The sequence below is a fragment of the Sphingobacterium sp. JUb20 genome, from assembly GCF_004342035.1.
GTDB classification, from domain to species: domain Bacteria; phylum Bacteroidota; class Bacteroidia; order Sphingobacteriales; family Sphingobacteriaceae; genus Sphingobacterium; species Sphingobacterium anhuiense.
This window is the reverse complement of record NZ_SLYV01000003.1, coordinates 217,212-230,024: the sequence shown is the minus strand read 5'-3', so window position 1 is coordinate 230,024 and position 12,813 is coordinate 217,212. Positions and strand designations below refer to the sequence as shown.

Genomic DNA, 12,813 nt, shown 5'->3' with positions numbered 1-12,813 from the left:
GATTTTCATTTAAACATTCAATATTGTGGGTAACAAAAGTAGAATTATTGGGTTTGATTTAGCTAGAGCATATGCCATTTTTGGAATGTATATTGTCAACTTTAATATGGTGTTTGGGAGTTATAACGACACAAGTCCGGTCGGAAAATTTCTATCGCTTTTCAGTGGAAATTCAAGTACTATATTTGTCATGCTTGCAGGAATGGGAATAGCTTTGATGACCAATAGACCACATTATACGCACGAGGAGAAGAAAAAACTAAGACATATTGTTTTAAAAAGAGCATTGTTCCTATTCGTTTTAGGATTGTTGCTCAGCATATGGTGGCCAGCAGATATCCTGCATTTCTATGGATTATACCTATTCATTGCCACTTTTCTTTTATTTTTACCCACAAGATATTACCTGATCGCTAGTATTCTATCAATCTTAGTTTTCCATGTGTTAATGCTTATTATTCCATTCGAAAAAGGATGGAACTTTGATACGCTTGAATATACCGATCTATGGTCGATATCGGGATTTATACGAAACACATTTTACAATGGCTGGAACAGTGTTTTTCCTTGGATAGCCTATTTTACCACCGGAATGTATCTCGGCAGATTAAATTGGACATTATTGATCACAAAAAAAAAGGTATTTCTATTAGGAGCCGCACTTTTTATACCCATTACCATATTACAGATCTGCGCACAAAATATTTTTACCAATAAAGAATTGATAGATATCATTACTGCAGATTATCTTCCTCCCCTTTTACCATTTTTGTTGAGCACAATAGGTTTTGGACTGATGCTGATCGCAGGCTTCATGTATAGCAGTTCGTTTTTTTTAGAAAATAAATTTATCCAAAATTTAGCAACAACTGGACAAATGACCCTCACCCATTACATCGCGCACTTAACCATCGGAATGATTATTTTTTCACTCCTCTCCGGTAAACCCTATGGAGCAAAGATCAATCAAACAGCTTCTGTACACCCCTTGTGGATATTGACATTCTCTATAGTATATTTTATCTTCAGTTACTATTTCAGCAAAATATGGAAGACAAAATATAAGAATGGCCCCTTGGAAACGCTGATGAGAAAAATATCAAGTTGATACCTGAATGGCGATAATGATTTAGCCTGTATTACAACCACACGGCCAATCCTCTGCAACATGCATTTTCTAGTTTCAGACTTTCATAATGTGGTTAAATAATGTGGCGTTAAATACAATTTCTCGGCGTAGAATTTCACATTTCGTTCTTGTCTGGCATATTTTGTAACTTGTATCCAATAACTCAAAACAAACTAGGCATATAAAAATACACCTATTAAAAAAACAATACGATCATGACAGCATACAAAACAGTAAATATAGAAAAGTGGAACCGGAAGGAACACTTTGATGCTTATCGTGATGCGATAAAGTGCGGATTCAGTTTGACCGTTAAATTAGATATTTCAGCGGTTATTCCTTTTGTAAAAGAACAGGGATTTAAATTTTATCCTGTGATGATTTATCTGCTGTCAAAAGCCGTGAACCAACATCCTGAGTTTAAAATGGCAATGAAAGATGGTGACTTGATTATTTGGGATTCTGTAAACCCGGTTTATACCGTCCTTCATCAGGACACAGAAACTTTTTCTGCACTTTCTGTACCCTATACGGACAGCTTCCAGGATTTTATAGCCAGCTATAACGCGGTCCTTCAAAGAAATGAAAACAACAGGAGCTTCCTCCCTGAAAAAGCTCCCAAAAATCATTTTAATATTTCGGCACTTCCGTGGATTCATTTTGAGAGTTTTAACCTCAATATTGCTGATTTTACGGACTATTTTGCCCCCAGTTTTACTTTTGGAAAATACCAGACGGAAGGAAACAAAATCCTTATGCCATTGGCCATACAAGTGCACCATGCCGTTTGCGATGGCCTACATGTTGCCAAATTGATCAACACCTTACAGGAATTTTGCACGACCATTCAGACGCTCAAATAAAGCTAAAAAGATAATGAAATCGATTTTAATTTAGCTCGAAAAACATATGGATATTAGAAAAGCAACACCGGCAGATCTTCCACAGATAAAAATACTTTATTCCCTGCTATTTGAACAGCTGGCAAACTATGAACCGGATTACCTTCAGCCTGCCCTTCAGGATGAAGCTTTTCTTCAGCAAGTAGTTGCCGCAGCAGATAATTTTGTTGCATTCATTTACACTATAGATGGAGAGGCAAAAGGTTTTGCCATTGCAAAATTAGAGGAAAGCCCGCCCTATAATTGTTTTGTTCCGTTAAAATGCATGTATTTAATGGATATTGTGGTTGATCAGAATATGCGCGGAAAAGGAATTGGAAAAGCATTGATTGACCGCATCAAGCAATGGGCAAAAGAGCAGGAAGCAGATTATCTAGAACTAAGTGTACTGGCAAAAAATACCCTAGCAGAGGCATTGTATCTGCGTGAAGGTTTTGAAACCTTTAGTAAATCTATGCGAATGAAAATAAAATAGCAACTTATTGATTTCAATAAAACGCTATCGTTAAATTAAAATATATGGAACGACTTAAAACCCTTAAGAATTTAATATGATAAGAATTGCTGTACAAGATGACTACAGTCATTTAATTGATATCTGGCTGGAAGCTTCAATAAAAGCACATCATTTTATAGATTCATCCTTCTGGATCAATAGCGCTCAAAAGATGAAAGATATTTATTTACCATCCAGTAAAACATGGATTTTGGAAGATGAATCGAATAGTATTAAAGGTTTTGTATCAGTTGTAGACGATCATATTGCAGCCCTGTTTATAAGTCCTGCTCATCAAGGAGAAGGATACGGTTCTACACTTCTGCAGTTCATAAAGACAAAATGTGATCAGCTTTCGTTAAATGTGTACGCCTTGAATGAACAAGCAATCCATTTTTATCAGAAACACGGTTTTCGGATTATCGAAGAAATGTTGGACGAAAATACAGGCGCAACAGACTGCCGAATGGAATGGATAAAGGCCAAATAATCGGATGATCCAAATAATCTTAAAACAAATTAAAAGAGGATATGGGAACTTTAAAACAAATCGCACAAAAATATGCCCGTCCCAAGAGATTAAATGATTTCATTGCATATGGTGGTGTTGCTGCAGCTATTGAAACCGTTAGTGGAAATATTTACACCGGAATCAGTATAGATACCGCCTGTTCAATGGGATGCTGCGCCGAACACAGTGCTGTAGCAGAAATGCTGAAAAACGGAGAAAGCCAAATCAGATCTATCGTAGCCGTAGATGAAAATGGAAATGCCTTCCCCCCCTGTGGCAGATGCAGAGAATTGATCAGTCAGTTAGCTAAAGAAAATCTTCAGACTACAATAGAAGTGAAGAATGGGATATTTAAAACCCTGGGAGAATTATTGCCTTACGATTGGAAAGAAGGTTTAGAACGAGAGTGGTAAAAGGAAAATGAAAAAAATAAGAGAAATTAACTTTACAGAATTTAGTACCATATATCAGCAGCATCTTATAGCAGATTTTCCTGAAGAGGAAGTAAAACCGTTATATGTTATCGAAAATGCGTTCGCGGCTAATAAATATGCCGCTTATATATTGGAAGAAGATTCGCAGGTAAAAGCTTATGCGACTTTTATGTGGAAAGACAAAAATTTGCAGTTATTAGACTATTTTGCTGTCACCCGAGATAGCGGAAGAGGTCAGGGAATTGGTTCTTTTTTTCTTCAGGAATTGGCACATACTATAAAAGTAAAAGGCTTCATTATAGAATGTGAAGCTCAGGAAAAAGCCAGAGATAAGGAAGAGCAGGAAATAAGAGAAAAACGAATAGCTTTTTATTTAAGAAATGCCGCGCAGATGACTACAGTAACAGCCAATGTTGTAGGTGTCGACTTACGTCTCTTGTATATGCCTATAGAAGCAGGATTGGAAAGTATTAACATCGAAACTGATTTTCTGAGTATTTATCACAACCTGGAGCCTAAAGAGTTCTACCTCAAATCTGTAAAAATCGTATCCTAATAACAAAATATGTCTAAGCTTCCGATATCCAAGAAATTAAAAACCCGCAGGAATTCAAAGAGTTTTACTTCACAGACGATTCATATTTTAACCGCTTTTTTAAAAAACAAACCGGAATAACACCCCTGTAGTTTCGGAAAAACCATAAACATTAAGAATTATAAGAACCATTTATAGCAGCGTAATCCAGCACTTCAAAAGCGCTCTCCTATCATAGGCCAGTTTCTAAAAGATAACTTTTGTTTAAGCAAAATAAAAAATTTAAGGCTATACCTTTTAAAGGTATAGCCTTAAAACACAAAAAGTTGGTAGCGAAGCAAAAGATTAATCTAAAGGCTTATGCGTACTGATCGCCACCCTGTTCCATGCATTGATCGTAATAATCGCCATTATAATCAAACCAACATACTCTTCATTAAACAGCTGAGCAGCCTGCTCATAGGTCTCCTCAGACAATCCATTTTGACTGATCAGCGTGATTTCTTCGGTCATAGCCAAAATAACACGTTCTTCTCTCGAGAATAACTCGGTCTCTCTCCAAGCATTTAATAAAAATATGCGTTGTGCCGTTTCGCCTTGATTCAAAGCATCGCTGGTGTGCATATTGAGGCAAAAGGCACATCCATTTACCTGGGAAGCTCTAATTTTAATAAGTTCCAGATGGGTTTTATCTAATCCTGAATTTTGAACAGCAGTATCTAGTGCTATAATTCTTTTATAAACACCTGCGGTTACAGCGGATAAATCAATACGTTTTTTCATTTTTCAAATCTTTTAAATTATATCATTCCTTAACATCTCACAACAGAACACGTAGTTGTCCAAAAACATTACCTTAAATAAGCATGTAAGTGCACAGCAGAGAGCGCAAATCCATGGTTAAAATAGAGCTTTTGTGCTGTGTGATTATCAAAACCGGTATCCAGAACTACTGCATCCATATGTTGAGACGAAGCCAATTCCCTAACATGCGTTAATAAGTGGCTGGCAAATCCGCGGCCTCTATAACTTTCTAACGTACATAGATCATCAATATGAATGATATGTCCACTGTGTAGAGTTGTCATGATACGATAACCAATAAAAGCAATAATTTGCTCTTTTTTAAAAATTCCCTTTAACGTATATTTTTCATGGGCAACCATTTCCGTTATACGATCCGACCATTTGCTTTTGGATAAATGGGGTCTCAGTACCAGAGCAACTTCTAAGCACTGTTGCATTTCTAGCGCTGACTGAATAGTTTTAATCTCATACGTATCTTCCATGTTCTATTTTTTTGTAAAATTAAAACACATTTTGAAGAACTAAATAGACCAGATTTCTAATAAAGGACAGCCCAGATCCAAATTACCTGATACTTTTTTTCAAGATTGCACAAGCTTCCATTTGCTCTTTTTCATCTAATGAAGCAAAGCCCATTCGAAGTCCGTTTGTTGCAAATAATTCATTTTTATAAAACAGACCATTGTCAATAAAAAGCCCATTTTTTGAAGCATTATCGGATAATTTTACTAGATCGATTGCTTTATCAAAAACGGACCATACCGCTAATCCTCCCTCCGGAACTTTAAATTCAATTTCATTCGCAAAATGAACCTTGAGCAGTTCGCAGAACATATCCCTTCGAGCCTTATAGATCTTCAATGCTTTTCTATAAAATCTATTCATCTCCCCTTCCTTAAATAACGAAGCAAAAGCTTCCTCCAAAATCGTATCGCCTTGCCTATCGATAAGCTCTCTTAAGACCGTAGCGGCACGAATAAAACTGGATGGCCCAGTCATAAATCCAATACGTAGTGCAGGAGCAAAAGTTTTAGTGACCGATCCGATATAGATAACATTTTCATTATGGTCTATACTGGCTAAAGGCAAAAAAGGTTTATTGGCATAATGAAAATCAAAGTCATAATCATCTTCAATAATTGCAAATTTATGCGCCTTAGCAAGCATCAGAAATTTCAACCGGCGTTCCATACTCAACGTAACGGTCGTAGGGCAGTGATGATGGGGAATTAGATAGACTGCTTTTATCTTTTTTTTCTTCTGTATCTTTTCAAGGTAATCGACATCCATTCCATACTCATCCATTGGAACCCTTAACAGCTGGGCACCGGTTTGTTTAAAAATCTCATCAGCCGTGGCATAATTTGAAACCCCTACTGCAATCAGATCTCCCTGTTCAAGCAGTAGTTGAGCCGATAGATAAATACCCATCTGGCTTCCCTTGGTAATCAGCATATCATCTGCATTAACATTTAATCCACGGGTTGTAGAAAGATAGTCACATAACGACTCTCTTAAATTTTCGGACCCTTTTGCGTTACCATATTTTAAGAAATTACGGCCATAGAATTTTCGGGATATACTTCTGTACTCCCGCATTAATTCATCTATTGGAGGAAGCCTGACATCCGGAAAACCATCATCAATTGCTAATTGCGTTTTTTGATAATTCTTACTTAAAATGGTATGTGTAAACTTATTCGTCCATACAAATGCATCCTGCTTTTCCGTTTGGGTTTTTACTTCATGCCTATCCTTTTTCGTTAGAATAGGCAAACTAGATAAGACATACACGCCTTTTCGTTCCACAGATTCCGTCCAACCCTGACTAATTAATTCTTCATAGGCCAATTTAACTGTATTTCGATCAATGCCGATCAATAACGCCAGATTTCGGGTACTCGGTAATCTATCGGCCGGTTGCAGGGTACCATCTGTTATTAATGCTATAAAATGATTACACACCTGAATATAGAGCGATACAGAAGACGATCTGTCAATATGTATTAAAGATTTATAAGGTAACATCTGGGCTGTATATTATATATTTTTTGGTATACAAATGTAAGTCAATTTACATCTATTTTTGTCAAAAAAATAAATATGAGCTCACAGAATAAGGAATTAAAAAACCTGCTGGTGATTAATTCAAGTGCAAGAAATAGAAACGCTAAAAGTAGAAATCTATCCGAAACCTTGATCGGACATTGGCAAAAAATACAGTTAAATACTAAAATTCAACATCGCGAATTGGGAAACCAATCCATACCTCATATCACAGAAGAATGGATCAGCGCAGCATTTAAACCAATAGAAAACAGAACGCAGGATGAATTCAATGCTTTAAAAAAAAGCGATGAATACATTAAAGAATTAAAAGATGCCGATATCATTGTTGTTGCTACACCTATGTATAATTGGTCGATACCCAGTAGTCTAAAAGCTTATATTGATCAAATAGTTCGTATCAACGAAACCTGGAAATACAATCCCGATAATATCCAAAATCCATATATTGGACTCCTAACAAATAAAAAGGTCGTTTTATTACTGACAAGAGGATCTCAGGGATATGAAAAAGGTGGCTATAATGAGCACATCGATTTTCAGACCGATTATTTAAAAAGGGTTTTCAATGTCATGGGAATCGATGAAATTCATGTCATAACCCTTGATGGAGCTGCAAATAATCAAGAAGAATACAACAAGAACATAGCCATAGCACATCAAGAAACGATTCAGCTTATCGAATCCATTAGCTCTTAATATAGTTACATAAATGTTGATTTTCAGATAAATACACTATTAGAAGCGTAATTAAAAAGCTCCAAAATGCGAAGAATTGTCCAACAGAAAGAAGAGACTAAACGGACTGGATATGCTTATTTGATTCTTTAATAGAAAACTTTTATAAATGTCCCCGAGGAGACCGTTCATAGCATTACGCCACATATCAAAATTAAAAATCTTATCCCTTATTCTTGATGAACTTCACTATACGCTCACTTGCAGTGTCACAGAAGTCAAGACCTGAATAATCCGGATTCAGCCCACCAATAAATGGTACAGCCATAATAAATAGATTTTTAGTAGCACTTCCAAAAGCATCAAGTGCCTGAAAATGGTCATTAATACTCAGTCCCTTTACCTGCATATAAAAATTGTTAGTACTACTTTTCACATGATAACCCTTTTCGTTAAAATACTTTTCCCCTTCAGCCCTATTCTTAAAATTCAGGTATCCTGTACTGATCAGCCCCTCGTTTTTGATCCCTTCAAACGGCATGTCATTAAATTCCAATGGTTGTTGTCCTGTACCGTCAACATATAATTGATAATGCGTTTTCTTTTGTTTACCCTCAGTGTCCATGTAGCTATAAATGGCACCGAAATCATGATGAGGGTCTACCTGACTAGCTTTATCGACTTGAATATGGTCAATGACACCAGCTTCATATAATGCAATAATTTCTCTGTAGGATTCCTGAGGCAAAGAAGCAATGATCACACTGATGAGCGGCATCAAAACCCTCCGCAACCGAAGCATATCTTCTGCAGAGAAGTGTTTAGCAGGATAGTTCATAGCATAGCTAAAAGCAGCCAGTTTTTCCTTCCAGGATATAGACTGTCTTCTGTCAATGGATTTTTTTGCTTCGAGATATTCCGCTCTAAAAAGCGTAAAACTGTCAAGCTCATTTCGGATGCGCAACATTTCTTCCACAAACTCCTCAATCGTCATTTTTTTTATCTTTTCATAAAAAGCAGGATCACTTTTCTGCAACGGACATTTGAAATTTCGCTCAAAAACGTAGTCAAGATCTACAAAACCATCATTTTTCTCTTTGTATTCATAAATCTCATCCAGTGTCATGGACCAGGATACCGCATAAGGCTCCTCTTCCGAGTGAAAACGCAGTGCAGGTAGATAACCACCTGTGGAAAATAAATGGATCGAAAAATTGGGCGATTCTTCATGCAGTATATAACTCACCTGATCATTCTCAACGATATAACGGCCGTTCAGACGAGATAATGTCTTTACGGCATCGACAGCAGTTAGAGAAGCACCCTTAATAGCTACCGGAAAATTAGTCATTTGATCAAATTTAGTAGGTGGATAGGGCGAATCGTACCACCCTTTTATCTTTCCTTCAAAAGTTTCGGGCCAATAATGCCCGGTACAGATAACAACCATTTCAGCTTCATATTCATCATCAGTGGCCGTAAATACGGAGTAAAATTCATTTGCCCTATCATATACCAGATCAATCACTTCGGTCTCGGTAAAAACCTCCACCTTTATTTTACGCTTGATGGCCAAGGCGATGTATTGGTGAAATTGATTTTCAAGATAATCCCCTAAAAGAAGCCTTGGTAAAACCTGGTAGGGATTCGATTTACCATGCGCATAGTAATCCGGAAAATCAGTTCCAGCATAACGTGACAGATAAGTCGGGACGTCGTCAATTAATGCTGGAATTTCGTTGGCCGAAACATTGGCCAAGTGTTCCTTACGGGCCCCATATTTACCATAAGGCATTCCAACTCCCAAACGTTCATTTTTTTCGAAAATGGAGATATGTTCAACCGCAAGATTTTGGTTGACAATCTCCTTTAACATAAATAAAGCGGCTGGCCCCCCACCGATCAGCGCAATGGAACTTAATTTTTGATTGTCCATACAATTTAAGGCTATTGATTAATTTTACACGTCAACTTTCTACTGATTTTACTTTCCATCAAATATGCTATCGGCATACTGTGGAAGGTCGATTTTTACATTGTGTCCTACAGGTCACTTTCATTTTCCCATGAGCTTAAATAATATTCTCCGAATGATCGATCCTGATGATCCAAGTATTATGCTCTCCGACAATTTTTCCATGAGGAAACCTTAAAAAAAGGTAGTCTCGCTCTCCTCCTCATTCATGTTGAATAAAAGAGCATATGGTCCAAATTTCAGCTCGACTATTGTTTCGCTAAAATTTTAAAAATAGATCCTTTCCGGGAAATACCTCAATTCTTATAAACACCGCATCGCATATTCGCAAGGATAACAACGTATCGCTAGCAAAGTTCTGCTAACGGTAAAATCAAGTATTTGTGTGAAGCCAACAGGCATAAACCACCTATCCCAATAGTTTATACTTATTACAGCATCATTTTCTGCATTCCGATAACTTCGTTCCTAATTTTCACCCCAGCGATCAGATCTGGCACCTGCAATAGATTGTTGCACTTCGGTATCCAGACCCATTCGGTTCATAACAATGAATTTATACAAAAAAAACATTTAAATTTACTAAAACCCCTAGCCTTGCGACTCTAATTTTGTACTGTAATTTAAAACTATTGAAAAATTAAATCGATATAAATCAAAACAGATATGAAGACAAATAATTCTTTGGTCGCCTATGCTTTACTGCGAGTAGCAATGGGTGTCAATATGCTGGGACACGGCTTAGCGCGTATTCCAAAACTTGATGCTTTTAGTGATAACATGGTGACCAATTTTCAAAAAAGCTGGCTTCCTTCCCTTTCGATCAAAATATTCGGACTGGCTTTGCCTTTCGCAGAATTCCTCATTGGATTACTGCTCATCATTGGTTTATTTACATATCGCACAAGTGTTGCTGGTGCTATCCTTATTATTTTATTACTATTTGGAAGCAGCACTATTGAAAATTGGGAAGCAATGGGTATACAAATGATTTATGCCTTGTTTTTTTACCAATTGATTACCAAAATAAATAATAACAGTTATGCCGCAGACCACTTATTTAAAAACAAAATTAGACAAAATGAAAGCAATAGGATTTAAAAAATCATTACCGATCAACGAAGCAGAAAGCTTCATTGAATTTGAAAAAGAAATAATTCCACCAACAGGACATGATATTTTAGTAAAAATCGAGGCCATCTCCATCAACCCGGTCGATTATAAAATTAGACAGGGCGCCGCAAAAGACATCGTCTTGAACGAACCAAAAATCATTGGTTGGGATGCTGTAGGTACTGTGGAAGAAATTGGAGATAAAGCGACGCTTTTCAAAAAAGGAGATCATGTTTTCTACGCAGGAGACATTACAAAAGACGGTTCCAATCAGGAGTATCAACTGGTGGACGAGCGCATTGTTGGCTTTGCTCCCCAAAAGATAAGCGTTGCAGAAGCTGCTGCAATGCCTTTAACAGCACTTACGGCCTACGAAATTTTGTTTGACCGTTTACGGCTGGATCCTGACAAAGACAAAGGTAAGTCCATATTGATTATCGGCGGTGCAGGTGGCGTGGGTTCCGTGGCCATACAATTGGCTAAAAACATCTTAGGATTACAAGTTATTGCAACAGCATCGAGACCAGACACAATTGAATGGTGCAAAAAACTTGGAGCAGACTATGTTGTGAACCACAAAGATTTAGTGAACGAAGTAAGAAATACCGGTTTTGATTCGGTAGATATTATTGTAGATTTTGTAGATGTAAATCAATATTGGGATGCGATGGTGGCACTCATCAAACCACAGGGAAAAATAGGTTCAATCAGCGATCCTACAGAACCGGTAAACCTCCGTCAGCTAAAAGGCAAAAGTGTCAGCTTTCATTGGGAGCTCATGTTTACACGCTCCATGTTTCAAACAGAAGACAGGATAGAACAGCATCATATTCTCAACAAAATTGCCCAACTCTTGGATGCCCGGACTTTACAGTCAACCCTTAATACGACCATAGAAGGATTTACGGCAGATAACCTAAAAGAGGCGCACCGTCTATTGGAAAGTGGGAAAACAATCGGTAAAGTAGTACTAAAATTTTAGCCCGAAATACAGATTACCCCAGCTTTAGCACAATAGCATCAATAAAATATTTACAAAACGAAATAAAATGTTTACAAAACTTTTCGAATCCTATATCCTGAAAGAGATAGCATTAAATAACCGTTTCCTGATGGCTCCTATGACACGCTCAAGGGCATCACAACCCGGCGATATTCCCAATGCTTTAATGGCAACATACTATGCCCAAAGAGCATCTGCAGGACTTATCATCACAGAAGCTACCCAAGTTTCTTTACAAGGAAAGGGCTATGCAAAAACACCTGGAATTTATACCCAAGAACAAATTGAAGGTTGGAAATTAACAACAAAAGCCGTACATCATGCCGGTAGCAAAATCTTTTTACAACTGTGGCATGTTGGAAGAGTTTCATCTTCCAAAGTTAACGGATTACAGCCTATTGCACCATCGGCATTAATAGCAAAAGATACGAATGTTTATATATTTGATGGTGCACCCAATGGAGATGCTACTTTTGTACCTGTCGAAGAACCAAGAGAAATGACGCAAGAAGATATTGAGGTGGTCATTCAAGAATTTGCACAAGGAGCAAAAAATGCAATAGAAGCTGGTTTCGACGGAGTAGAAATTCACGGGGCTAATGGTTATTTGATTGACCAGTTTTTACGGAGCAACTCCAATCAAAGAATCGATGCGTATGGAGGTACTCAAGAAAACAGGATTCGATTATTAATTCAAATTACCAAAGCTGTAATTGTGGCTGTAGGGAAAGAAAGAACAGGCGTTCGTCTTTCTCCGTTCATTACTTTTAAGGATATGGACGATGCCGAAATACTTAATACGATTATGTTAGCCGCAGCGGAATTAAATAAATTAGATATTGCCTACATCCATCTCTGTGAAGCAGATTGGGCAGATGCACCCTTAATTCCAGAAATATTCAGATTAGAATTGAGAAAAAAATTCACAAATACCATCATCGCAACAGGAAATAAAACTCCTGAAGAAGGAGAAAAACTATTAGCAGACAATTTGGTTGACTTAATAGGTTTTGGAAGGAAATTTTTAACAAATCCGGATTATCCGCAACGTGTTAAATTGGAAGCTCTCTTAAATGATATATCAGACAATCATACTTTATTTGGAGGAGGCGATGCCCGAGGATATACAGATTATACTTTTATGAACTGATTCATACGAGCTG

General features: G+C 37.2%; 14 protein-coding genes. 10 read left to right on the top strand and 4 right to left on the bottom strand.

The features are described from left to right. The first annotated feature begins 25 nt into the window (after positions 1-25). The 6 genes from EDF66_RS06915 to EDF66_RS06890 all read left to right on the top strand — a co-directional run bounded on the left by EDF66_RS06915 (position 26) and on the right by EDF66_RS06890 (position 4,028). Positions 26-1,108 carry a DUF418 domain-containing protein gene (locus EDF66_RS06915; RefSeq protein ID WP_207898505.1) on the top strand — a complete coding sequence of 361 codons (1,083 nt, stop codon included), beginning with the start codon at positions 26-28 and terminating at the stop codon, positions 1,106-1,108. Positions 1,109-1,344: 236 nt separating this feature from the next. Then, complete coding sequence (gene catA / locus EDF66_RS06910) at positions 1,345-1,992, top strand: type A chloramphenicol O-acetyltransferase (RefSeq protein ID WP_021192221.1); 648 nt, start codon at positions 1,345-1,347, stop codon at positions 1,990-1,992. A gap of 46 nt (positions 1,993-2,038) precedes the next feature. Next, on the top strand, positions 2,039-2,506 hold the full coding sequence (locus EDF66_RS06905; protein WP_132771320.1) for a GNAT family N-acetyltransferase: 468 nt from the start codon (positions 2,039-2,041) through the stop codon (positions 2,504-2,506). Positions 2,507-2,582: 76 nt separating this feature from the next. After that, positions 2,583-3,017 (top strand): N-acetyltransferase, encoded by a 435-nt coding sequence (locus EDF66_RS06900; protein WP_132841552.1) that lies wholly within the window; start codon positions 2,583-2,585, stop codon positions 3,015-3,017. 41 nt (positions 3,018-3,058) lie between these two features. Further along, entirely contained in the window at positions 3,059-3,451 is a 393-nt protein-coding gene (locus tag EDF66_RS06895; protein ID WP_132841550.1) for a cytidine deaminase family protein, read from the top strand. A gap of 7 nt (positions 3,452-3,458) precedes the next feature. After that, complete coding sequence (locus tag EDF66_RS06890) at positions 3,459-4,028, top strand: GNAT family N-acetyltransferase (RefSeq protein WP_132841549.1); 570 nt, start codon at positions 3,459-3,461, stop codon at positions 4,026-4,028. A 324-nt stretch (positions 4,029-4,352) separates the two neighbouring features. On the opposite strand, the gene EDF66_RS06880 is transcribed toward EDF66_RS06890, so the two are convergent. The 3 genes from EDF66_RS06880 to EDF66_RS06870 all read right to left on the bottom strand — a co-directional run bounded on the left by EDF66_RS06880 (position 4,353) and on the right by EDF66_RS06870 (position 6,842). Further along, positions 4,353-4,790, bottom strand: a complete 438-nt coding sequence (locus tag EDF66_RS06880; RefSeq protein ID WP_132841547.1) for a carboxymuconolactone decarboxylase family protein — start codon at positions 4,788-4,790, stop codon at positions 4,353-4,355. Positions 4,791-4,858: 68 nt separating this feature from the next. Then, a complete protein-coding gene (locus tag EDF66_RS06875; protein WP_132841546.1) occupies positions 4,859-5,296 on the bottom strand; it encodes a GNAT family N-acetyltransferase in 438 nt (145 codons plus the stop codon). Positions 5,297-5,378: 82 nt separating this feature from the next. Beyond that, positions 5,379-6,842: a PLP-dependent aminotransferase family protein gene (locus EDF66_RS06870; RefSeq protein WP_132841544.1), complete on the bottom strand. Its 1,464-nt coding sequence runs from the start codon at positions 6,840-6,842 to the stop codon at positions 5,379-5,381. A 75-nt stretch (positions 6,843-6,917) separates the two neighbouring features. On the opposite strand from EDF66_RS06870, the gene EDF66_RS06865 reads away from it, so the two are divergent. After that, a complete protein-coding gene (locus EDF66_RS06865) occupies positions 6,918-7,580 on the top strand; it encodes an FMN-dependent NADH-azoreductase (RefSeq protein WP_132841543.1) in 663 nt (220 codons plus the stop codon). 202 nt (positions 7,581-7,782) lie between these two features. Here EDF66_RS06865 and EDF66_RS06860 read toward each other — a convergent pair whose 3' ends face one another. Next, positions 7,783-9,495: an FAD/NAD(P)-binding protein gene (locus EDF66_RS06860; RefSeq protein WP_132841541.1), complete on the bottom strand. Its 1,713-nt coding sequence runs from the start codon at positions 9,493-9,495 to the stop codon at positions 7,783-7,785. Between the two features lie 705 nt (positions 9,496-10,200). Between EDF66_RS06860 and EDF66_RS06855 the strand changes: the two genes are divergently transcribed. From EDF66_RS06855 to EDF66_RS06845, 3 genes are all read left to right on the top strand, one after another. Then, on the top strand, positions 10,201-10,635 hold the full coding sequence (locus EDF66_RS06855; RefSeq protein WP_132841539.1) for a DoxX family membrane protein: 435 nt from the start codon (positions 10,201-10,203) through the stop codon (positions 10,633-10,635). After that, positions 10,616-11,629, top strand: a complete 1,014-nt coding sequence (locus tag EDF66_RS06850; RefSeq protein ID WP_132841538.1) for a zinc-binding alcohol dehydrogenase family protein — start codon at positions 10,616-10,618, stop codon at positions 11,627-11,629. The genes EDF66_RS06855 and EDF66_RS06850 overlap by 20 nt, the downstream gene beginning before the upstream one ends. A 67-nt stretch (positions 11,630-11,696) precedes the next feature. Then, a complete protein-coding gene (locus EDF66_RS06845; RefSeq protein ID WP_132841537.1) occupies positions 11,697-12,800 on the top strand; it encodes an alkene reductase in 1,104 nt (367 codons plus the stop codon). Positions 12,801-12,813 lie beyond the last annotated feature (13 nt).

What these genes read in the sequence shown, in the direction of transcription:
- EDF66_RS06890 (WP_132841549.1), top strand. Translation starts at nt 3,459, where the DNA reads ATGAAAAAAATAAGAGAAATTAACTTTACAGAATTTAGTACCATATAT.
- EDF66_RS06860 (WP_132841541.1), bottom strand. Translation starts at nt 9,495, where the DNA reads ATGGACAATCAAAAATTAAGTTCCATTGCGCTGATCGGTGGGGGGCCA.
- EDF66_RS06880 (WP_132841547.1), bottom strand. Translation starts at nt 4,790, where the DNA reads ATGAAAAAACGTATTGATTTATCCGCTGTAACCGCAGGTGTTTATAAA.
- EDF66_RS06905 (WP_132771320.1), top strand. Translation starts at nt 2,039, where the DNA reads ATGGATATTAGAAAAGCAACACCGGCAGATCTTCCACAGATAAAAATA.
- catA (WP_021192221.1), top strand. Translation starts at nt 1,345, where the DNA reads ATGACAGCATACAAAACAGTAAATATAGAAAAGTGGAACCGGAAGGAA.
- EDF66_RS06855 (WP_132841539.1), top strand. Translation starts at nt 10,201, where the DNA reads ATGAAGACAAATAATTCTTTGGTCGCCTATGCTTTACTGCGAGTAGCA.
- EDF66_RS06900 (WP_132841552.1), top strand. Translation starts at nt 2,583, where the DNA reads ATGATAAGAATTGCTGTACAAGATGACTACAGTCATTTAATTGATATC.
- EDF66_RS06875 (WP_132841546.1), bottom strand. Translation starts at nt 5,296, where the DNA reads ATGGAAGATACGTATGAGATTAAAACTATTCAGTCAGCGCTAGAAATG.
- EDF66_RS06850 (WP_132841538.1), top strand. Translation starts at nt 10,616, where the DNA reads ATGAAAGCAATAGGATTTAAAAAATCATTACCGATCAACGAAGCAGAA.
- EDF66_RS06865 (WP_132841543.1), top strand. Translation starts at nt 6,918, where the DNA reads ATGAGCTCACAGAATAAGGAATTAAAAAACCTGCTGGTGATTAATTCA.
- EDF66_RS06870 (WP_132841544.1), bottom strand. Translation starts at nt 6,842, where the DNA reads ATGTTACCTTATAAATCTTTAATACATATTGACAGATCGTCTTCTGTA.
- EDF66_RS06845 (WP_132841537.1), top strand. Translation starts at nt 11,697, where the DNA reads ATGTTTACAAAACTTTTCGAATCCTATATCCTGAAAGAGATAGCATTA.
- EDF66_RS06895 (WP_132841550.1), top strand. Translation starts at nt 3,059, where the DNA reads ATGGGAACTTTAAAACAAATCGCACAAAAATATGCCCGTCCCAAGAGA.